This window comes from Vibrio sp. vnigr-6D03 (genome assembly GCF_002835515.1).
Taxonomy (GTDB): domain Bacteria; phylum Pseudomonadota; class Gammaproteobacteria; order Enterobacterales; family Vibrionaceae; genus Vibrio; species Vibrio penaeicida.
In genome coordinates, this window is the sequence record NZ_PIZL01000031.1 from 22,207 (window position 1) to 43,033 (window position 20,827).

A 20,827-nucleotide genomic window follows, 5' to 3' on the forward strand; every position below is an offset into this window, starting at 1 on the left:
ACAGAAAGTGGTATTTTTATTTGTTAGCGGACCAGTGACGGTACAACGCTAGAAAAATCCCATTAATCTCCTGTAAATCTAGATGATTATCGCCAGTAAATAGAGCAAACCATACATTGTTCTCGGAGTAGGGAGGCTCGAATACAGAACCGAATAAGATCATGCAAATTGTAGGTTATCTGCGTCAGGCTTCTGCTCTTCGGATTCCTGCTTTTTGTCCTTATAGTGCGCGGCTATTTGTTTGAACTCTTCCTCTACACTTAAAAATGCGTCTACCACTTCAGGATCAAAGTGTTTCCCATTCCCTTCCACAATGATGCCTTTCGCTTTCTCATGACTGAAAGCAGGTTTGTATATGCGTTTAGAAATTAGAGCGTCATAAACATCCGCTAGAGCCATTAAACGACCAGAGAGTGGAATCTCCTCTCCTGAAAGCGAATTTGGATAGCCACTGCCATCCCATTTTTCATGGTGTGACAATGAAATCTCACGAGCAAGCTTCAAAAACGATGAACTGCCCATTCGCCTTTCTGCAATGGATAAAGCGTCTGCACCAATTTGTGGATGCCCTTTCATAATATCGAACTCTTCATCGGTCAGTTTTCCTGGCTTCAATAGTACGGCGTCGGGGATACCGACTTTACCTACATCGTGCAAAGGAGCCGACTTATAAAGAAGGTCAATATAGGAAGGGGTTAAGAGGCTGCTGAATTTTTCCAAAGAAGAAAGATGAATAGCCAACGCTTTCACATATTCTTGAGTACGTAAGATATGCGCTCCAGTCTCGTTATCACGGGACTCAGCAAGTGCGGCAAGGCTAACGATAGCGACATCACGAGTGGTTTGTACTTCATCCTGTGATTCTTGCAGTGAATCCAACATTTGGTTAGTTAAAGTGGCCATCGCGCCCAGTTCGTCATTTTGCGCAATCGGAAGCCTAGCTGCGATATTGCCATTTGTTACTTGAATAAGTGCTTTTTCTTGGCTGAGTAGCACCTTTTTCATTAACTTTGCCCAAAGCACCATAATGGTAATGGCGTAACCAGTGAGCACTGCGGCAATGTATATGAACTCTTTTAAGATACTGAGTTTTCCAGAACCGTCGTGCAGGGCTTCTGGTGTATTTTCAAGCCAATGAATATCTTTAAATGCCACCATACTGAGCATGATAGCCAACGTGGAAAGCAACAAAACGACCAAAGTGATCATTTGTTTTACCATAGAGTGCCGCTTGCCGATTAAGCTGATACTCGTTTGGTCTTGTTTAATTAAAGAGCTGAAATCTTTTATTTGATAGCTCAAATGCAAAATGCTTCCGGTAAAGAAACCAAACAATGTCATTCCAAAGAGAACTTTTAAGTTACTCTCGATGGGGAACTCATAAACAGAGTGGTAAAAATAAGCAAAAGGAAGGCTAATTAAGAAAAACAGTGCCGTATCTAAGCGAATGAAATTAGCATTTTGCTTATTAATATATAGATTGGTGACCGTAAGTCTTATTAAAAAAAGGATGGTGTAGACCACCCCAGTATGAAAAAGTACTTCTTTAAGCGTTAGAGTCTCCAGCATTGGGCATACTCGCCCCCCGTAAATACCAAATAGCAATCCTGCTATGGTGTATAGCTTAAAGGTAAGTGATGTATTAAAGTCCTTGGCATTCATAGGACAATCCTTAGTAGTTCTGTAGCCTATCTTGTCTTTGTTTCAGTCTAGCACTTTAACTGCGTTATATTTCCATATATCCCGAGGTAACCTCAAGATATTGCATCCCGTATCTTGATACTACTGAGTATATGGTTATATAAGATTAAGACCGAATTTTCATTCTTTTCATTTCAGCTAAACCATTTCATGTTTTATATATACTCAAGCACCCTGAAGTCATTTGGTATATGTGTATAAAGCAAGCAAAGGAACAAAAAATGGTTTGGAATTTCGCCGAGATCAAGATAGCTAAATTAAAAACGCCACTCATCTGAGTGGCGTTTGGATTCAGAAGGGTAGGCAGCTCTTAGAAGTTTGCACTACGTGGAGTACGTGGGAATGGAATCACGTCACGAACGTTACCCATACCTGTTACGTAAGAAACCAGACGCTCGAAACCTAAGCCGAAGCCAGCGTGTGGAACCGTACCGTATTTACGTAAGTCGCGGTACCAGCTCATGTGCTCAGGATCGATGTTCATTGCGATCATGCGCTCATCTAGGATGTCTAGACGCTCTTCACGTTGCGCACCGCCGATGATCTCACCGATGCCTGGTGCAAGTACATCCATTGCCGCTACTGTTTTACCATCATCATTCAGACGCATGTAGAAAGCTTTAATGTCTTTCGGGTAGTTCTTAACGATTACTGGCGCTTTGAAGTGCTCTTCTGCAAGGAAACGTTCATGCTCAGAAGACATGTCGATGCCCCACTCAACTGGGAATTCAAATTCTTTACCTGAATCAAGTAGAATTTGGATCGCATCTGTATAGTCAACTTGCGCGAAATCAGCGTCAACAAACTGCTCTAGGCGAGTGATTGCTTCTTTGTCTATACGTTGAGCAAAGAATTCTAGGTCGTCACGACGCTCTGCAAGAACTGCTTTGAAAACGTACTTAAGCATGTCTTCAGCCAGTTTCGCTACATCGTCTAGGTCAGCGAATGCAACCTCAGGCTCAACCATCCAGAATTCCGCTAGGTGACGACTAGTGTTTGAGTTTTCCGCGCGGAAAGTTGGACCAAATGTGTAAACCTTGCTGAGTGCACAAGCATAAGCTTCTGCATTAAGCTGACCAGAAACCGTTAGGAAGGTCTCTTTACCGAAGAAGTCTTCGTTGTAGTCTACGTCGCCTTTTTCAGTACGAGGTAGGTTTTCCATGTCTAGCGTAGAAACACGGAACATTTCGCCAGCACCTTCTGCATCAGATGCAGTGATAAGTGGAGCAGATGTCCAGAAGAAGCCTTCTTCGTGGTAGAAACGGTGAATAGCTTGAGATAAGCAGTTGCGAACACGAGCTACCGCGCCAATCACGTTTGTACGTGGGCGTAAATGTGCTACTTCGCGAAGGTACTCAATAGAGTGACGTGTCTTCGCCATTGGATAAGTGTCAGCATCTTCTACCCAGCCTACAACTTTAACGTCGGTTGCAGCGAGTTCGAAATCTTGACCTTTAGCAGGAGACTCAACAACCTTACCTGTTACTTCAACAGAGCAGCCTGTAGTTAGCTTTAATACTTCGTCTTCGTAATTATTAAGATTATTTGGGACCACGGCCTGAATCGGGTCGAAACAAGAGCCGTCATAAATGGCAAGGAAAGAGATTCCAGCTTTAGAATCACGACGTGAACGGATCCAACCGCGGACAGTGACTTCACTATCTACAGCTAGCTTACCGCTTAGTACGTCTGTTACAGGCGCGTAAGTCATGTTTGATATATTCTCCATAGAGGTCAAAATACAACCCGATTGAGTGATTTGTGAACGCTCAATCGGGTTAGAAATCATTTCTTCAATTTCAACCTGACATATTACCTGTCAAATCATTAGCTTCAACCTTTAATGTCGTGTGGAAGCGTAAATTGATTAAGTAATACCTCTAGCTGCTCGGATAAATGCTCAAGATTTAGACTGATCTCTCGTGTTTGACTTGCGGAGGCGGAGGTTTGATCGGCATGCAAAGTGATGGTTTCCAGCTTGTGGCTCACATTGTTGCTAACAGATGTCTGCATTCTCACCTGTTCCTGAATACTATTGGCATGTTGATTCGCTTGCTGCATTTCTTCTACCACTTCTGCCAATGTTCGAGACAACAATTCAATAGACTCTGCTCTTGAATGAGCTTGCTGACAAACATGATCCACAGATTCTAGGGATTGATCACTGCCTTGTTGAAAATTCGAGATGATATTTTCGATGCTGGCTGTGGCTTCCTGAGTGCGGCTGGCGAGTTGGCGAACTTCGTCCGCAACGACGGCAAACCCTCTTCCTTGCTCACCTGCTCGGGCAGCTTCAATTGCAGCGTTTAAGGCGAGCAAGTTGGTTTGCTCGGCAATGCCTTTGATGACCGCTAGAATGGAAGAGACTTGACCTGTTTGTTCATTTAAGTCGGTAATCATGCCTTTTACCGATTCAATATCTCCCACTAGGTTTTGAATGTCTTCACTTGCGTTGTGCGAACGTGTGGAGCCCGATTTGGCCGTGTCTGTGGTGTGCGTAATTAAAGAGGAAGCTTCAATGGTCGCATTTTCAATTCTTTGCTGCTGCTCTTGCAGCTCGATAATGTTCTGATTGACTTCAACCGTTTCTACTTGCTGATTGTTCGCGGCATTGTCGTTGTCGCGTGCAACGCCAGTAAGCTGCGTTGCAGATAGAGCCAAAGAATGAGAAGTCTTCTGTACTTGAGCTAAGCTGTCAGCAACGTTATCGAGCAGCGTGTTGATGTCTTCTGTGAGTTGGCCCACTTCATCTTTCTTATGTGTTTTCAGCCGGATAGATAGGTCTTTCTTGGTGCTGACCTGCTTCATAAATAAAGACGTTTTCTTAAGAGGGTTGACGATAATTTTGCGTATAACACCCAGTGCGATGAAAAATCCTAAAGCAGCAATTCCAGTCATGATAGCGACAGCGATTAAAGTGCGTTGACTCACTAAGGTATTTAAATGGCTTAAGTTGTATTCCAACCGAATAGCGCCGAGCACTTCACCATCTTTAGACATGTGACAGGCGATACAATTGGTGCCACGGTAGTTTTCTCTAGCCATCATCGGTAAAGCAACAACAATGCCTTTTCCCCATTCCGCCTCAATGGTTTCTATTACGGTTTCACCCGCCAACGCGCGCTTATCAATCTCATCTCTTGGATTTTGATAGTCTGCGCCCGCCCCATAAAGCTTAGAAACGGCGTCAGCTCTCAACACCCTAACGTTTTCGATGCCATCTTGTGCTAATGCCTTTTCTCGTAATGTCTCTTTCTGCGACATTGTGCCTGTTAACATCATCATATTAAGGCTGTCAAAATAGTTCCCTGCTTTATCCATCAACTGTTCACTTAATACGGTATTGATTAAGTTACGTTGCTGAAAGTACTGGTAGGTTGTTGATGAAGCTAATACCAGAGTGAAAACTGAAACCAATGTTAATAGTAGCTTAGATGTAATCGAAATTTGCATAAATGATGACTTCTAATGTTCGTTGTAGACGCCATGTATTTTATGTTAATAAATATCGCTGACTCGTGCTTTTAAATTATTAATGTGAAGTCGATGTTAATAGTTAATATAAAATTGATTTAGAACAAATAAAATATGAATACTTGAGTGAATAACTCAGATATTAGTGAGCTTTATTTAATATTTTTTGAATTAAAATAAATATTAATCTTCCCGATAGCCGTTAATACGGCTTATTCCTAGAGCGTTCAGATAATACTAAGAAGTAAGAAGTAAGAAGTAAGAAGTAAGAAGTAAGAAGTAAGAAGTAAGAAGTAAGAGATATTGGAATCCAGCTTATATTTATCAAATCTGGTCAATAGCATGTCTGTTAGCTGACTATAGGCTGACAATGATCCCGCAGGTGTCATGTAGAACTTAATCCTTCGTATACCCAAGTGAACTCCGCATCTTGAGGTTACTTGAGTATATAGAACACAACAGACTTCAAAGGTGAATCTAACAAGGAGGTAAAAACGTGTCGAACTACGTGATTCAGGAACAGGGTTCAAACAGTGATGGAGTTAGATTGAGTAAGGGGCGAACGAGCACTCGTGTTTTCCTTCTTATACTGTTTGTCGTGCTTTCCTGTTACTACCTCTGGGTGTTGTACCTGATTGCCACCCCACAAGTGAGTTTATCTTACAAAACCTATTATATAGATAAAAAAACGCGCTACTGGGGGCGAGATAGTGAAACCTTTAAGATACCTCCATCCGGTGCTGTCGATTTATCCCTAAAATCCCCTCTAATATCGAGAGAAGGCTGGACTAAGAAAACACAGCAGGGCTTTCGGACCTTAAAATCTGAGGGGGGAATCTACTTTTCTTCTATTCCACTGGGTAAGAAAACAATCGCCATAAAAATAAAAGAGTTAGACATGGCGAATAATGCTTCTTATTTTTTGAATGGAATTAAGTTGAGCTCATTCCGTACCTTTGATGGAGTTGAACTCTCAATCCAAAATATGAACGAATCTTTAAGTGAATTGAATTATTTAAAAATAAATGCACCCGATGAAATTAATATAAGCTCGGTGGTGTTTCAATGATTTCTAATGTTACCCCTCATCGTGAAGGCTTGTTAAATAAAACGTCACCAAGACAAGAAATCGATATCTCGCTATCAAAAGAAGAATGGCTAACGATACTCTTTGCCGTAATATTCAGCCGTGCTTTGTTGTATCTAGTCGGTTTTATAGGAGTTGATTCTTTTAATACTGTCGATACCAGCGACCTCACTGCTTGGCAGGTGATCTGTCGATTTGATTGCGTATGGTTCAGGAGAATGATGGATTATGGCTATGATCTATACCCTAAGTGGTTAAGTGGAAAAAATGCCGCAAACTGGGCGTTCATGCCAGTTACTCCGTACCTAGCTAAATTACTCTTGCCCATCATAGATGATGCTAGGCTAGCGTTGATTGTTGTCTCAAATCTCTCTTTTGCACTCAGTGTTCCTGTCTTCGTCATGGTGTTAAAACAAATGGGGATCAGTGCGTCTGGACAGAAAAACGCGGTATGGATTATGTGTTTTTGTCCTTTTACCGTTTATTCAATGGCCGGGTATGCCGAACCTTTGTTTATTGCGCTGGTTGCAGGTGTCTTTCTTTTTGCTTATCGAGAGCAGTGGCTATACGTTGCGTTACTGGGCCTTGTTGCCGCGATTACGCGTAACTTAGGTGTGATGCTCGTATTTTCCATACTTATCATCGCCGTTCAGCACTACGGGTTTCGAGAGCTGATTCGTTTTAAAATGCCAGCAGCCAAAGCTCTGACGGCGATTTGGGTCGTGCCTTTGGGGTTTTTTGGGTTCATGACATTTCTGTATTTTCAAACGGGAGACGCGCTGGCGTTTGGACATATACAGATCGCTTGGGGGCGAACTTTCTCCCACCCGTTCAATTGGATTGAATATGGGTTTGAAAGAGGAGGGGCTAAACTCTACCTCACGTTAATGGCTTTACTCGGGTTTGCGATGGTGGGGTATCTATTTGTCAAACGCTACTTTGCGGAAGCGATTTTCATGTTCATTAACTTGTATCTGCCGTTTTCTTCTGGAGTAAACGCAATGCCCAGATATATCTTTGGCCTGTACCCTGCGTTTTTCTGCCTTGTATTGTTGTTAGAAAAATACCCTAAGGCGAGAACGCCGACGTTATGTGCATTCAGCGCGCTTTCGGTGATTATCACTATTGGTTTCTTTTCACGTGTTTTCTTTACGGTTTAAAGTGCTGAGCCTTGTGCTTTGAGGTGATTTTGGTGTATCGGTTGCAACGTATCCTCAACAATAAGATGTTACCGATCTTCCCTTGTCTATTGCTGGGGATTTGAGTAGCATTGCCCCCTAATTAAGCTACTGCATAGTTAACTGATGAAAACTGAATTGTATAAAGAGTTCATGTTTGAAGCGGCGCACCGTCTTCCACATGTTCCAGAAGGACACAAATGTGGCCGTTTGCATGGTCATTCGTTCCTTGTTCGCTTGTACGTTGAAGGTGAAGTGGACCAATATACTGGCTGGGTTATCGATTTCTCTGAGATAAAAGCAGCATTTAAGCCGATTTATGACCGCTTAGATCACTATTATTTGAACGACATTCCTGGCTTGGAAAACCCAACCAGTGAAGTATTGGCAAAATGGATATGGAATGAATTGAAACCGTCATTACCGTTGCTGAGTAAAGTCGAAATCAAAGAAACCTGTACAGCAGGCTGTATCTATAAAGGTGAGTAATCGCCTTTATATTTAGAATATGAAAATCCCGAGCATGTCTCGGGATTTTTGTATCTGTACAGCTAAAAATCTAAGTACCTAAGCATCTAAGTACCTAAACATCTAAGCACCTAAACGCTTAAGTGTCTTGAGATCACGTAGATTCAATACCGAAAGATCAGCAGACCTAGCGTGTCAGATTCTTCAGAAAGGTGCGGTTATCGCTTTTCGTAAGATTCTAAGCTGTTTATTACCATCATAAAATGGTTTGTTAGTGTCTTTAAAGTCGGCACTTAAAAAGCACTCATAAGCGGCTTCATTTTCCTTTTCTACGATGACGCATACAGAATCGTAATTCGCGTATGCCGTATACAGGTAAACGAATAGGCGCTCGAGTGTTGCCTTTGCTTTTCCTTGGCGTTGAAAACGTTGGTCTATTACCAGGTTTTTCAATCCAATTTCTCGGCTTTTTACAAAGGTAAACTTCTTTTCATATCCTTCATCAAGCGCAAAGAAACCAATTGGCTTACCGTCTTCAGAAACTGAATAAATGACATCCTGTTTGTCTCTGTGTTCATACAGGTGGTCAAAGGTTTCCACAAATAAGCTCTGTTCTGACGTAACGTTCAATTCTATAAGCGAAGAAAAATGCTTAATTTTAGGGCGTTTAATCGCAATCATAATAGTTATATATACAAATAAGGGCATGGATATCCATGCCCTTAGTTTATTTCTAGATTAAGTTATCAGCAAATAACTTTTACGGCTAATCCGCCTTGTGATGTTTCTCGGTACTTGGCGTTCATGTCTTTCCCCGTTTCCAGCATCGTCTCAATAACCTTATCAAGAGATACTCGTGGGTCAGAAGAACGACGCAATGCCATACGAGTAGCGTTAATGGCTTTTACTGCTGCAATACCATTACGCTCAATACAAGGCACCTGAACTTGACCGGCAACAGGGTCACAAGTTAGACCAAGGTTATGTTCCATTGCGATTTCCGCAGCCATACAGACTTGCTCTGGGCTTCCACCCATTAGCTCTGCGAGACCAGCGGCAGCCATCGAGCAAGCCACACCCACTTCACCTTGGCAACCAACTTCAGCGCCAGAAATAGATGCGTTTTGTTTGAACAGACCACCCACAGCGCCAGATGCCGCAAAGTAGCGAGTGTACTCTTTCACGCCAACAGATTGGACGAATTTATCGTAGTACGCTAAAACGGCCGGAATTATGCCGCACGCGCCGTTTGTCGGGGCTGTCACCACACGTCCGCCGGCAGCGTTTTCTTCATTAACAGCAAAGGCGTACATATTGACCCAATCAACAACGGTCATCGGGTCGTTGGATAAGCGCTCACCTGTTTTGAGTTGTTGATGCAAAGCTGCCGCACGACGTGGAACGCGAAGGGGACCTGGCAGTACACCTTCGGTGTTCAACCCTCTATCCATACATGCCTGCATGGTGTTCCATATGTGCTCAAATTCAACTTCGATCTTGTTTGTGTCTTTAACAACACGCTCGTTTGCCATTACCAAGGCACTGATAGATAGGCAATTGTCTTTACAAAGGTCAACCAACTCTTTTGCGCTGTTGAATTCGTAAGGAACAATCACTTTGTCTTCAGGTTCTACACCAAAGTTTTCCTCGTCAACAATAAATCCACCGCCGATAGAGTAATACGTTTTAGTGTGAACCAATTCACCTTGGCTAAATGCGTGGATCTGCATTCCATTCTCGTGCAACGATAAGTTGCCTGTCTGAAATGTCATGTCTACGTCGTAGTCAAATGCTGCTTCTTTTTGGTTCAGTGCAAGAGGCAAAATTTTTGAGGATTTCACCGTTTCGATAAAAGAGGGGATAGAATCAATATCTACACTCTCAGGAGAGTTACCAGCTAAGCCAAGAATAATGGCTATGTCCGTATGGTGACCTTTCCCGGTTAAAGAAAGGGATCCATAAACATCCACTTTAATATGGTCAACATCTGCTAGACGGCCTTGTTCAACAAGGTCATCTACAAATGATTGACCGGCCTTCATTGGCCCTACCGTGTGTGAGCTTGAAGGCCCAATACCGATTTTATAGATGTCGAATACGCTGATCATATCTTTACCTTAGGTTGAGCCCCCGCAAGTATAGGGAGGCTCTTTATTATCTTTATAGAATTCTATTCGCTTAAGCGAAATTTAAAGAGCGCCGTAGATTACAGAAGTTATAGACGCTAGACCACAAATTGCTGTGAATATTTGTACAAATGCTGATGTTTTGTACTTTGCCATTGCAGGTACTTTTTGCATTGCAAATACAGGCATAAGGAACAAAATAGCCGCAATCATAGGGGCGCCCATCGTTTCAATCATACCCAGAATTGATGGGTTCACAATCGCAACAATCCAGGTTGTGATCACGATGAAGATCAAAGAGGTTTTTTCAATACGTTTAACGGGTGCGTCACTGCGAGATTTTATGAGACCCACCAAGCCTTCTTGTGCACCTAAGAAGTGACCAAAGTAGCTAGAAGTGATAGCGGCAAACGCAACGAATGGACCAAGGATTGAAATCAGCGGTGATTCATGCACGTTTGCAAGGTAAGACAATACGCTGATGTTTTGATCTTGCGCTGTCGCCAATTGCTCAGGTGACAGTGAAAGAACCACAGAGAATACGAAGAACATCACGAAACCCATTAGCATCATCGCGCCGCCGCCCGTGATCATGTCGGTCTTTTTGGCTGCGTCTTCACCGTATATACGGCGTTGTTCTTTCGCGAATTGGCTTATGATTGGGCTGTGGTTGAATGAAAATACGATAATCGGAATGGCTAGCCAAACAATGCCAGGCATTGCAGACCAATCTGGGCTCACAGACATCATAGACGTGTTCCAATCAGGAATCAGGTAGAACGATAATGCCAATAAAACGAAGACCAAAGGGTAAACCATCATTGACGTTGCTTTAAGCATAAGTTCTTTGCCGAAAACAACACCAGCAGTCATCAATGAGATCAGTGCGCCAGAGAGAAGCCAACGTGGCATGGATGCAAAACCGAGTTGGTTCACCATGAAAGAATCAACGGTATTAGTGATGCCTACACCGTAAATAAGAACGATAGGATAAATGGCGAAGAAGTAAGCAAAAGTAATGATGTTTGCGCCAGTTTTACCGAAATGCTCTTCCACTGTATCTGTAATGTCTGCATTAGGGTTTTTAGCCGATAAAACAAAACGAGCAAGCCCTTTGTGTGCGAACCAAGTCATTGGTGCTGCGAGCAAAGCAAGGATAACTAATGGCCAAAAACCACCGGCACCTGCTTTAATGGGGAGAAATAGGACACCGGCACCAACCGCAGTGCCAAAAAGTGAAAGAGCCCAAGTGAAGTCTCTATAAGTCCATTTTGATTGAGTCCCTTCGGCGCGAGCCGTAGTAACTTTTGATTGCATATTTATTATCTCGTGTAATTTAGGGGAACAGGAATTACAGGTGCTATTGTCTCTATTTTTGAGTGAAATATCAGGATCGGGATCAATAAATATTGCAAGTATGAAAACAATGATTAACAAAAGAGATATATGTCACGAAAAATCCGTGCCACACATTACTTTTTATGCGCCTATCCATTAGAAAAAATAATCCGAATCAAAGCTGGATGTTTATTGATGATAAGCAAACGTTTGCGTGATTGGGCTTGAACGGTCTTAGTTGAGGAAGGTTTGTAATGTCATGTATGCAATGAATGAGAAAAAGTTAACTATAGATTCCACGTATTCAACAAGAGTTATCTCGTGAGTTGTGTTTGAATCGTATGAATAATTTGCGCCGTGACTCCCCATATAAGGTGGCTTTTAAACGGGATGTTGTACACGACTCTACGAGAACCATTAAAGTATCCACTTAAGGCGTGTATATTCGATTTATTGAATAAATATTCAACTGGAGCCTCGAACACAACATCCACTTCATTAGGGTCTGTTTGGGGTTGATAGCGATTGTCAGCAAAGGCAATGACTGGGGTAACTTCAAAACCACTGATGGTCTTTATCGGGTCGAGTTGACCAAGGTGCTGGATTTGACTTGCGACGAGCCCAATTTCTTCGTTCGCTTCTCGCATGGCGGTTTCAAATGGTGATGCATCGCCGTTTTCTGTTTTCCCGCCAGGGAAACTAATTTGCCCAGGGTGATGGCGAAGATGAGATGCGCGACGAGTAAATATAATATTAAGACCCGACCCTCGCTCCACGAGACCTATCAGAACAGCCGCGGTGCGAAAGGTGCCGTGTTCCAAATCATGGTGCCTTGTGAAGCTTTCTCTATGGTATTCCGAAGGTGGAGTAAATAGAAAACGTTTCAGAAACTCATCTTTGTCCATAAATGCCTACTTTTCCTAACTATCTTATTAATTGTTAATGAAAATTGAAAAAATGACTAGTGTGGATCATGCTTTTATTACCAAAGTCGTAAATATGGTTACTTGATGAGGGGTGAGAATGAAGGGCTTAATATTTACCGAATTCCTTGAGTTGGTTGAAGAAAAGTTCGGTCTACCAACGTTGGACAAAATACTTGATATTGCTGGCGACGACGGTGTTTATACGTCCGTGGGAAGCTATAACCATCATGATTTGGTTAAGCTCATCGTTGCACTAAGCAAAGAAACTGGAGTCGGGGCCGATGATCTTCAGGAGGTATTTGGTAGAGCGGTATTTATCAAGCTCTTAAGCACATTGCCACCAGAAGACGCTTTAAATCACAGCAAAAGCACATTCCAGTTTCTTCGCCATGTAGAAGACTACATTCATTTAGAGGTGAAAAAGCTGTATCCCGATGCTCATCCACCCAAGTTTAAATTTCTGTCTGAAAACAAAACTGAGCTGGTGATGGATTATCAAAGTGCCCGATGCATGGGGAGTGTTTGCAAAGGATTGATTCTGGGATGCGCCGATCATTTTCAGGAAGATTTATTGGTGAAAATGAAAACAAAATCCGAAGATGCCAGTTTAGTGAGGTTTACCCTCACACTCATTTAGCGAGGCGAGAATGAATTCCCAGCTCGAATTACTGGAAAGAAAGCTGCGTCGAGAAGTGGCGGCAAGAAAACAGGCCGAAAAACTACTCGAAGAAAAAGCGATTGAAATGTACAGCTTAAATCAGCAGTTGGATGAAAGCTTACAGCAAGCAAAAGCTCAATCGGATGCGCAGTTACTTAAAAAACAGTTTCATGAGCATATTTCTAGGATCCTGATTCGCTATGGCAGGCAGTTTCTAAAGCATGCGCCAGATGAAGTCATTCTAAATAGTATGGTGAAGGAGCTTTGCAATAATGAACTGATGACTAGCGCGAAGGTTCTTTTACTAAAAAAAGACACGTTGGGGCTTTCAACAACCGAATTTGGCGGATTGGAGTATCACGTTATTCCGCTTCATGTTATCGAACATGCTGATAAATTTTGGGATGGGAAGGGTGTCTTGTGGTGGCCTCTAATGGCAGAAGGCATGATGGTGGGTGTTTTAGCGGTAAACCCCGCCCCAAGTGTTGATGACAAGGGTTGGGTCGAGAATCAAATAGTGTTGGTGGCAGAGTTGGTGAGCAGTGCCATTAGCCGTCAGTTGATTCTGCGTAACGCAATTGATGAAAGGGAGCGCGCTGAAGCCTCAGAGAGAGCGACAAGAGACTTCCTTGCCATGATCAACCATGAACTGAGAACGCCACTTAACGGTTTGTTAGGGACCGTTGAGTTACTTTCAGACACCAAACTTACCAATGAACAGGGGAAGCTGCTCAATACACTGGATCAATCTGGGCAATTTTTAAGAGTGATCATTGATGATTTGCTCGACTACAGCAAAATCAGCGCGGGTATGATGCAGCTGCAAGAAAAAGCTTTTCGCTGGTCAGATATTCAAACAACGCTGCTGAGTATCTTTTCTAATCTGGCGAAAGAGAAAAGAATCGATTTTCGTTTAGAAGGTTTTGACGGCATCCCAGCTATATTGATTGGCGACACGGAGCGAGTTAAGCAAGTGTTTGTCAATTTAATCGGAAACGCAATCAAGTTTACTGAATCTGGACATGTGTCCGTAAACGCCTCGTGGGAGTGTGGTTGGTTAACATTTTACGTCCAAGATACTGGGTGTGGGATAGATGAAAAAGATCAATCCAATCTCTTTCAGCCCTTTATTCAAGCCGATATATCAAGCAAAAGAAACCATGAAGGTACAGGGTTAGGTCTTGCCATTTGTAAGCAGCTTATTTCTATGATGCAAGGGTCAATACATTTGAAAAGCGAACGGGGTAAAGGGACCCAGTTTGACGTGTCATTGCGTTTACCTGAAGGGGACCTTAAAGATGTAGAGCCGAACAAATTGGAAAGCCTGGCCCACGATGAAACGATTGATACACTCAAAGTTCTAGTCGTGGAAGATTTGCGAGTCAATCAATTTGTTATCAAGAAGATGCTGAAGAAACTCGGTATTACCCCTGAGTTTGCCAACAATGGTCAAGAAGGCGTCGATGCAATGAGCAATGGGCACTATGACGTCGTTTTCATGGATTGTCGCATGCCAGTGATGGATGGGTTTGAAGCAACACTGACACTACGTGAACGAAATATCCGCGTTCCTATCGTGGCCTTAACCGCAGGAACAACCTTGCTGGAGCGGGAGCGATGCTTAAAAGTTGGAATGAACGATATTTTAAATAAGCCTTACACCAGCGCCGATCTCAAAAGTGCGCTTATTAAATGGGGGCTTTGATTCGCCCCTGTATTGATCTAACGGTTGATGGATTTTATCGGGACGAGCTAGCTAAGGGCGGGCAAGATTCGGCTGAGCTTGTCGAACGTTTCTTGGTACTCAGCATTTGCTTCACTGTCTGCAACCAATCCACCGCCTGCCCAAACGTACAAGTTTTGATTCTCCGCCACCAACGTGCGAATGGTGATACTTGTGTCCATTTTCCCGCAGCGACTAATGTAACCAATACTGCCGCAGTAAGCGTTGCGGCGGTGCGGTTCTAGCTCTTCTATGATTTCCATCGCTCTTACTTTTGGTGCTCCTGTAATTGAACCACCAGGGAAACAAGCGCGTAATAAATCGGTTGCCGATTTGTCTTCAGCTAATTCTGCCGTAACTGTACTTACCAAATGGTGGACAGCTGGAAAACTCTCTATTGCAAACAGTTTTGGAACGGCAACGGAACCGGGTTTCGCCACCCTGCCTATATCGTTTCTGAGTAAATCAACAATCATCAAGTTTTCTGCCTGATCTTTTTCCGCCAATATTAAAGATTGCGCTTGCGCTTCATCTTGTATTGGATCGTCAGATCGTGGTCTGGTGCCTTTTATGGGCTTAGTTTCGATTAGTCCGTCTTTGAGCTGTAAAAAGCGTTCAGGAGAAATACTGATGATCGCGCTGCTTTCCATACGGATAAAGGCAGAGAAAGGCGCTTTGTTTTGTTCTTCAAGTTTTAGGTAAGCAAGCCATTCGCTGCCTTCATAATTGGCTGAAAAACGTTGCGCCAAATTGATTTGGTAACAATCCCCGGCTTGCAAATAATCTTGAACGTGATTGAAGCGTGTAACGTACTCGCTTTTACTCAGGTTGGACTGCCAGGTGCTGACAAGTGAAAAGTCATCACGTTTTTGCACTTCAGTAATGCCAGACAACCATTCCCATTGGGATTGTGCAGAAACACCGATAAGCGTTGCTTTCTTTAACTGGTGATCACAAATCAATGCCCACTCATAAATGCCGACAGCCATGTCCGGAGAGCGGATATCTTTTTCGGCTTGCACGGGCAGTGACTCGACACGTCTTCCCAAGTCATAGCTAAAATAACCCAAAGCGCCGCCTACAAATGGCAAATCATCGATAGGCTGTATTTTAGGTAAGCATTCCGATTGAAGAGTATCCAAAAGTAGGAAAGGGTCATCTTTGGATTCAAAAGACTCATCGCCTTTGGCAACCGTCGTATTGTCTCCAGACGTAATGATGGTAGCGACTGGGTTTGCTACAAGAATATCAAATCGACTATCTGGGTGGCTTTCAGAAGCGGAACGCAGCAGCATGGACCAAGGTTGTGATTCGATTTTGCCGAATAGGTCTGATGCAAGCGAAGGTGAGTACTCAACAGAGACCGAAGATAGAGTTTTAATAGACTTGTTATTCATTTGTATAAATTTGTGACAAAGAGTTCGGAGACTACGTAGCGGATTATGGCGAGCAAGAGTATCATAAAAGAACACGAGAGGATGCATCCGTACTAACGGTCTGATTAAAAAGCATCCCATGTGGAAGCAATCGTTAAGACTTCTTGCTATACCTAAGCCACTTTGAGCTGTTTAACAAAGCCAAAAAGTGTCTTTGGTATACAAAATGGAAGCATAAATTATAACAATCGAGGCAATGTATGACTGTCATTCGTAAGCAAGATGTTATCAGCAGTGTGGCTGATGCACTTCAATACATTTCTTATTATCACCCTATGGACTTTGTCCAAGCCCTAGATGAAGCCTACCAACGTGAAGAAAGCCAAGCAGCAAAAGATGCTATCGCTCAGATTCTGATCAACTCGCGCATGTCAGCCGAAGGTCACCGTCCTATTTGTCAGGATACGGGCATCGTGACGTGTTTTGTGAATATCGGAATGGGAGTGCAATGGGACTCTTCAGATCTAACTGTTCAGCAAATGGTAGATGAAGGTGTACGCCAAGCTTACACCAACCCAGATAACCCCCTGCGTGCTTCGGTTCTGATGGATCCTGCAGGTAAGCGAATCAACACCAAAGACAACACGCCAGCCGTTGTCCATATCAATATGGTACCGGGTGACAAAGTCGAAATCCAAATCGCAGCGAAGGGCGGCGGTAGTGAGAACAAAACCAAAATGGTAATGCTAAACCCATCTGACGATATCGCTGAATGGGTTGAGAAGACGTTACCAACCATGGGCGCGGGCTGGTGTCCACCGGGTATGTTAGGCATAGGTATCGGTGGTACGGCTGAAAAAGCCGCTGTATTGGCGAAAGAATCGCTAATGGAACACATCGACATTCATGAGTTGATCGAACGTGGTCCAGAAAATGCGGAGGAAGAGTTACGTTTGGACATCTTCAACCGTGTGAACCGACTTGGTATTGGTGCGCAAGGGTTAGGTGGATTGACAACGGTCGTCGATGTGAAAATCAAAACAGCGCCTACTCATGCTGCATCGAAACCAGTTTGTCTAATTCCTAACTGTGCTGCAACTCGCCATGTTCACTTCACGTTGGATGGTACCGGACCTGCTGAATTAACACCGCCTAAGTTAGAAGATTGGCCAGATATCACGTGGGAAGCGGGTGAAAATACACGTCGTGTTAATTTAGACACCGTTACCAAAGAAGATGTACAAAACTGGAAGACAGGCGAAACGGTACTGCTTTCAGGTAAGATCTTAACAGGTCGCGACGCAGCTCATAAACGCCTGCAAGGTATGCTTCAAAGTGGAGAAGGCTTACCAGAAGGGGTGGATCTGAAAGGTAAGTTTATATACTACGTTGGTCCTGTTGATGCGGTCGGCGATGAAGTTGTGGGACCAGCAGGTCCAACGACCTCGACGCGAATGGACAAATTCACGGACATGATGCTTGAAGAAACAGGGATCATGGGAATGATTGGTAAAGCGGAGCGTGGCCCTGCGACGGTAGAATCAATCAAAAATCACAAAGCGGTTTATCTAATGGCAGTTGGTGGCGCTGCTTACTTAGTGGCGAAAGCAATTAAGAAGGCGCGCGTTGTGGCATTTGAAGACTTAGGCATGGAAGCAATTTACGAATTTGAAGTTGAAGATATGCCAGTAACCGTCGCTGTTGATTCAACAGGCGCAAATGCGCATCAGATTGGTCCAGATACTTGGAAAGTAAAAATTGCCGAAGCCAACAAGGTTTAATGGGCAGGTATAGAGGATAGCTAGGTTTGAGTATAAGCCAAATCTCACTTTTCAAATATTGATTATAAAAACGCAGCTTAGGCTGCGTTTTTTGTGGTTTTTCATTTGGTAAGGGTTAGTATCGGTTTATATCGATCTCAGAAAGGCAAAAACTAAAAGGAGAAATGATGCCTCGCTTTGTTAAATTTCTACAAATTCTGATTGCTGTTATCGTCGGAGCGATCGTTGGTTACGACATGATCCTTCGTGGTATCGCCATTTTTCAGGAAACCTACGTAATCACTACAGTTGTTCTGACTTTACTACTGGAACTGGCGTTATTTGTTATCTACAAATTGATTGAAGACGATTAAGAAACAGTTCATCTGGTATTAATCCAATTTTTTGCATACTCTGGCTGCGGTTAGTACTGGAGTATGTGAATGAAACGAATCACCCAAGAAGTCAATGATTTAGTCCATCGCGGAATGGACAGACACGTAAAACTGGCGGTTACTGGTCTTTCGAGAGCGGGCAAAACGGCTTTTATCACTTCGTTGGTCAATCAACTGCTTCATTCGTCTACCCACGACAATCTTCCCTTATTGGCAGTTTCGCAAGAACATCGACTTGTTGGTGCCAAGCGCGTACCTCAATCGAATCTCATGGTTCCTCGTTTTGGCTATGAAGATGCCATAGACTCGCTTCAAACTCTTCCTCCAGAATGGCCCAAACCGACACGAGACGTCAGTGAAATTCGCTTGGCCATTAAATATCGCCCGCATTCAGGTGTGATGAAATACCTGTCGAGTACGGCAACGTTGTATTTGGATATTGTTGATTATCCAGGCGAATGGTTACTGGATTTACCGCTTCTTGAAATGAGTTTTGAAGAGTGGAGTCAGTCGCAGTTTGAATCGATGAAAAATGCTCGGAAAGCACTCGCGCAAGAATGGCTTCGCGCGATGGAAAGGTTTGAACCTAATGCCGACGCTAATGAAAAGGAATTGGCTGAACTGAGTGCTAGCTACACCTCGTTTTTGCACCGATGCAAAGATGAAGGGTTTCATTGGGTGCAACCCGGGCGCTTCGTATTACCTGGAGAATTAGCGGGCGCACCCGTATTACAATTCTTCCCATTGCAAGATTTTTCCAATATTGATGACACCTTGAAAGGCAGCCAATATTCCATGCTAAAGCAGCGTTATCAGGAATATCAGCAAAAAGTGGTGAAAGCGTTCTATAAAGAGCACTTTTCAACATTTGATAGGCAAATTGTACTAGTGGATTGCTTACAGCCCTTAAATGCTGGAAGAGAGTCTTTTAATGATATGAAATGGGCGATTGAGCAGCTTCTTCGATCATTCAAATATGGCAGGAGTAATCTGCTAAGACGCCTTTTCTCAACCAAAATAGACAAAGTACTCTTTGCGGCAACAAAGTCTGATCACGTCACACCCGATCAGCATGCCAATTTAGCTTCATTGCTAAAACAAATGGTACACCCAGCATGGCAACACGCCGCATTCGAAAATATAGATATGAGTTGTATGACATTAGCATCGATACAAGCTACGCAAACGGGGTTTGTTGGTACTGGTGACGACAACTGCCCTGCAATACAAGGCACGCTCCTTTCAGGTGAAGCGATGACGCTTTATCCCGGTGAAGTGCCACGTACTTTACCCGACGAGCGCTACTGGGCAACGCATTCCTTTGATTTTCAAAGCTTCAGACCTTCGCAGGTTGGGGAGGGCGAACCATTGAATCACGTTCGGATGGATAAAGCGTTGCAATACTTGATAGGGGACAAACTAGCATGAGTGAATTCAAACCCAAACGCGTTTTTAACGAATCTTTAGACGGTGAAAATGAGCAAGCAGATAGGGAGCTCAATGCGCACCTTCAGTTTGATGAAAAGTCCAAATTTGTGCCTGCTGAAGTGACGGTTGAATCAGAGAACGACGAGAATTTAGAATCCGTTATTAAGCCCTCGACTAAAGGGCGTTGGGGAGTCGCAGGAATACTCGCAGGGTTTACAGGGCTGGTTGCTTGGCAAACGGTCGATACCTTTTTAACGGCTTTTCAATCAGGAGACTGGTTGGCGTTTGGTTGGTCTGCTTTTGTTGCAGGACTCGCTTCTATAGGTATTGGCGTTATTGGAAAAGAGCTTTGGAAACTGAAAAAGCTTCGCCACCAGTTCTCTACTCAAGATAATGCGCAGGCTATTTACGATGCCGACCAAATTGGTAAAGCGAAACCATTTTGCACTTCTATCGCTAAGCAAGCTGGAATAGATGAACTTTCACCTTCGTATGATCGTTGGGTAAACGCGATTAACGCCAACCATAGTGATCAAGAAGTTCTGCAAATGTACGACAGTATTGTGCTTAAGGAACTGGATAAGAAAGGAAAAGATCTTATCACTCGTTCGGCAAGCGAATCGGCATTGCTTGTTGCAGTGAGCCCGTTGGCCACCGCTGATATGCTTTTGGTGGCTTGGCGAAACTTTAAATTAATCGATGATCTCGCAAAGTTGTACGGTGTCGAGCTAGGGTATTGGTCGCGCATCAAATTACTAAAGCTCGTTTTAGTAAACATGGCTGCCGCAGGGGCAACGGAGCTGGTTGCCGACGCGAGTATGGATCTACTTTCTATGGATTTAGCAGGGAAGGTTTCTACCCGTGCAGCCCAAGGTATTGGGGTCGGTTTACTGACTGCTAGGCTCGGTATTCGAGCTATGTCTTTACTGCGTCCACTACGCTGGCAAGCGAGCGACAAGATCAAGCTCGGAGAAGTGAGAAAAGGCATTGTTTCGCGTATTTCCAAATTGGCTTCTTAAGGAAGTTCCACTGGGTTTTGTCGATCTTTCGAGATGATTGTTGCGTTTTTTGTATATAGAACCAGCAAACAGCACCGCTAATTCCTTAAGAACTCTCAATTTTGGGGAGTCCTCTTGACTGTCTTTCGTGCTTGTCCCAGACTTGGTGTCAACTTTTCCTGACACCTTGA

The 20,827-nt window shown here is 43.5% G+C and carries 17 protein-coding genes; 9 read left to right on the plus strand and 8 right to left on the minus strand.

Going from position 1 to position 20,827, the window contains the following annotated elements; translation table 11 throughout:
- Positions 1–159: 159 nt before the first annotated feature.
- The 3 genes from CW749_RS22690 to CW749_RS22700 all read right to left on the minus strand — a co-directional run bounded on the left by CW749_RS22690 (position 160) and on the right by CW749_RS22700 (position 5,154).
- Positions 160–1,662, minus strand: coding sequence for an HD domain-containing phosphohydrolase (locus CW749_RS22690; RefSeq protein WP_101114676.1), 1,503 nt, complete (start codon positions 1,660–1,662; stop codon positions 160–162).
- Between the two features lie 349 nt (positions 1,663–2,011).
- Positions 2,012–3,412 carry an asparagine--tRNA ligase gene (gene asnS, locus CW749_RS22695; RefSeq protein WP_101114677.1) on the minus strand — a complete coding sequence of 467 codons (1,401 nt, stop codon included), beginning with the start codon at positions 3,410–3,412 and terminating at the stop codon, positions 2,012–2,014.
- A gap of 122 nt (positions 3,413–3,534) precedes the next feature.
- Positions 3,535–5,154: a methyl-accepting chemotaxis protein gene (locus CW749_RS22700; protein ID WP_101114678.1), complete on the minus strand. Its 1,620-nt coding sequence runs from the start codon at positions 5,152–5,154 to the stop codon at positions 3,535–3,537.
- Positions 5,155–5,671: 517 nt separating this feature from the next.
- On the opposite strand from CW749_RS22700, the gene CW749_RS22705 reads away from it, so the two are divergent.
- From CW749_RS22705 to queD, 3 genes are all read left to right on the plus strand, one after another.
- Positions 5,672–6,244 carry a hypothetical protein gene (locus CW749_RS22705; RefSeq protein WP_101114679.1) on the plus strand — a complete coding sequence of 191 codons (573 nt, stop codon included), beginning with the start codon at positions 5,672–5,674 and terminating at the stop codon, positions 6,242–6,244.
- Positions 6,241–7,422, plus strand: a complete 1,182-nt coding sequence (locus tag CW749_RS22710) for a hypothetical protein (RefSeq protein ID WP_101114680.1) — start codon at positions 6,241–6,243, stop codon at positions 7,420–7,422. The genes CW749_RS22705 and CW749_RS22710 overlap by 4 nt, the downstream gene beginning before the upstream one ends.
- Positions 7,423–7,566: 144 nt before the next feature.
- Complete coding sequence (gene queD / locus CW749_RS22715; RefSeq protein WP_101114681.1) at positions 7,567–7,929, plus strand: 6-carboxytetrahydropterin synthase QueD; 363 nt, start codon at positions 7,567–7,569, stop codon at positions 7,927–7,929.
- 183 nt (positions 7,930–8,112) lie between these two features.
- Here queD and CW749_RS22720 read toward each other — a convergent pair whose 3' ends face one another.
- The 4 genes from CW749_RS22720 to CW749_RS22735 all read right to left on the minus strand — a co-directional run bounded on the left by CW749_RS22720 (position 8,113) and on the right by CW749_RS22735 (position 12,277).
- Positions 8,113–8,508, minus strand: coding sequence for a GNAT family N-acetyltransferase (locus CW749_RS22720; RefSeq protein ID WP_180958473.1), 396 nt, complete (start codon positions 8,506–8,508; stop codon positions 8,113–8,115).
- Between the two features lie 146 nt (positions 8,509–8,654).
- Positions 8,655–10,016, minus strand: coding sequence for an L-serine ammonia-lyase (locus CW749_RS22725; RefSeq protein ID WP_101114683.1), 1,362 nt, complete (start codon positions 10,014–10,016; stop codon positions 8,655–8,657).
- An 81-nt stretch (positions 10,017–10,097) separates the two neighbouring features.
- Positions 10,098–11,351: an aromatic amino acid transport family protein gene (locus tag CW749_RS22730; protein ID WP_101114684.1), complete on the minus strand. Its 1,254-nt coding sequence runs from the start codon at positions 11,349–11,351 to the stop codon at positions 10,098–10,100.
- 335 nt (positions 11,352–11,686) lie between these two features.
- Positions 11,687–12,277 carry a CoA pyrophosphatase gene (locus CW749_RS22735; RefSeq protein ID WP_101114685.1) on the minus strand — a complete coding sequence of 197 codons (591 nt, stop codon included), beginning with the start codon at positions 12,275–12,277 and terminating at the stop codon, positions 11,687–11,689.
- Positions 12,278–12,395: 118 nt separating this feature from the next.
- On the opposite strand from CW749_RS22735, the gene CW749_RS22740 reads away from it, so the two are divergent.
- Together CW749_RS22740 and CW749_RS22745 are read left to right on the plus strand one after the other, a co-directional pair.
- Positions 12,396–12,935, plus strand: coding sequence for a heme NO-binding domain-containing protein (locus CW749_RS22740; RefSeq protein WP_101114686.1), 540 nt, complete (start codon positions 12,396–12,398; stop codon positions 12,933–12,935).
- Positions 12,936–12,945: 10 nt separating this feature from the next.
- The gene (locus CW749_RS22745) at positions 12,946–14,661 is read left to right on the plus strand and encodes an ATP-binding protein (RefSeq protein ID WP_101114687.1); all 1,716 of its coding nucleotides are present in this window, start codon (positions 12,946–12,948) and stop codon (positions 14,659–14,661) included.
- 47 nt (positions 14,662–14,708) lie between these two features.
- Here CW749_RS22745 and pabB read toward each other — a convergent pair whose 3' ends face one another.
- Entirely contained in the window at positions 14,709–16,076 is a 1,368-nt protein-coding gene (pabB, locus tag CW749_RS22750) for an aminodeoxychorismate synthase component 1 (protein WP_101114688.1), read from the minus strand.
- 239 nt (positions 16,077–16,315) lie between these two features.
- On the opposite strand from pabB, the gene CW749_RS22755 reads away from it, so the two are divergent.
- The 4 genes from CW749_RS22755 (at position 16,316) to CW749_RS22770 (ending at position 20,657) form a co-directional block, all read left to right on the plus strand.
- Positions 16,316–17,836 (plus strand): fumarate hydratase, encoded by a 1,521-nt coding sequence (locus CW749_RS22755; RefSeq protein ID WP_101114689.1) that lies wholly within the window; start codon positions 16,316–16,318, stop codon positions 17,834–17,836.
- A gap of 167 nt (positions 17,837–18,003) precedes the next feature.
- Complete coding sequence (locus tag CW749_RS22760) at positions 18,004–18,189, plus strand: hypothetical protein (RefSeq protein ID WP_101114690.1); 186 nt, start codon at positions 18,004–18,006, stop codon at positions 18,187–18,189.
- A 69-nt stretch (positions 18,190–18,258) separates the two neighbouring features.
- Complete coding sequence (locus CW749_RS22765; protein ID WP_101114691.1) at positions 18,259–19,638, plus strand: YcjX family protein; 1,380 nt, start codon at positions 18,259–18,261, stop codon at positions 19,636–19,638.
- The gene (locus tag CW749_RS22770) at positions 19,635–20,657 is read left to right on the plus strand and encodes a TIGR01620 family protein (protein WP_101114692.1); all 1,023 of its coding nucleotides are present in this window, start codon (positions 19,635–19,637) and stop codon (positions 20,655–20,657) included. Before CW749_RS22765 ends, CW749_RS22770 begins: the two co-directional genes overlap by 4 nt.
- Positions 20,658–20,827 lie beyond the last annotated feature (170 nt).

Coding starts and splice junctions, on each gene's coding strand:
- CW749_RS22690 (WP_101114676.1), bottom strand. CDS start 1,662: ATGAATGCCAAGGACTTTAATACATCACTTACCTTTAAGCTATACACC.
- asnS (WP_101114677.1), bottom strand. CDS start 3,412: ATGACTTACGCGCCTGTAACAGACGTACTAAGCGGTAAGCTAGCTGTA.
- CW749_RS22700 (WP_101114678.1), bottom strand. CDS start 5,154: ATGCAAATTTCGATTACATCTAAGCTACTATTAACATTGGTTTCAGTT.
- CW749_RS22710 (WP_101114680.1), top strand. CDS start 6,241: ATGATTTCTAATGTTACCCCTCATCGTGAAGGCTTGTTAAATAAAACG.
- queD (WP_101114681.1), top strand. CDS start 7,567: ATGAAAACTGAATTGTATAAAGAGTTCATGTTTGAAGCGGCGCACCGT.
- CW749_RS22725 (WP_101114683.1), bottom strand. CDS start 10,016: ATGATCAGCGTATTCGACATCTATAAAATCGGTATTGGGCCTTCAAGC.
- CW749_RS22730 (WP_101114684.1), bottom strand. CDS start 11,351: ATGCAATCAAAAGTTACTACGGCTCGCGCCGAAGGGACTCAATCAAAA.
- CW749_RS22735 (WP_101114685.1), bottom strand. CDS start 12,277: ATGGACAAAGATGAGTTTCTGAAACGTTTTCTATTTACTCCACCTTCG.
- CW749_RS22740 (WP_101114686.1), top strand. CDS start 12,396: ATGAAGGGCTTAATATTTACCGAATTCCTTGAGTTGGTTGAAGAAAAG.
- CW749_RS22745 (WP_101114687.1), top strand. CDS start 12,946: ATGAATTCCCAGCTCGAATTACTGGAAAGAAAGCTGCGTCGAGAAGTG.
- pabB (WP_101114688.1), bottom strand. CDS start 16,076: ATGAATAACAAGTCTATTAAAACTCTATCTTCGGTCTCTGTTGAGTAC.
- CW749_RS22755 (WP_101114689.1), top strand. CDS start 16,316: ATGACTGTCATTCGTAAGCAAGATGTTATCAGCAGTGTGGCTGATGCA.
- CW749_RS22760 (WP_101114690.1), top strand. CDS start 18,004: ATGCCTCGCTTTGTTAAATTTCTACAAATTCTGATTGCTGTTATCGTC.
- CW749_RS22765 (WP_101114691.1), top strand. CDS start 18,259: ATGAAACGAATCACCCAAGAAGTCAATGATTTAGTCCATCGCGGAATG.
- CW749_RS22770 (WP_101114692.1), top strand. CDS start 19,635: ATGAGTGAATTCAAACCCAAACGCGTTTTTAACGAATCTTTAGACGGT.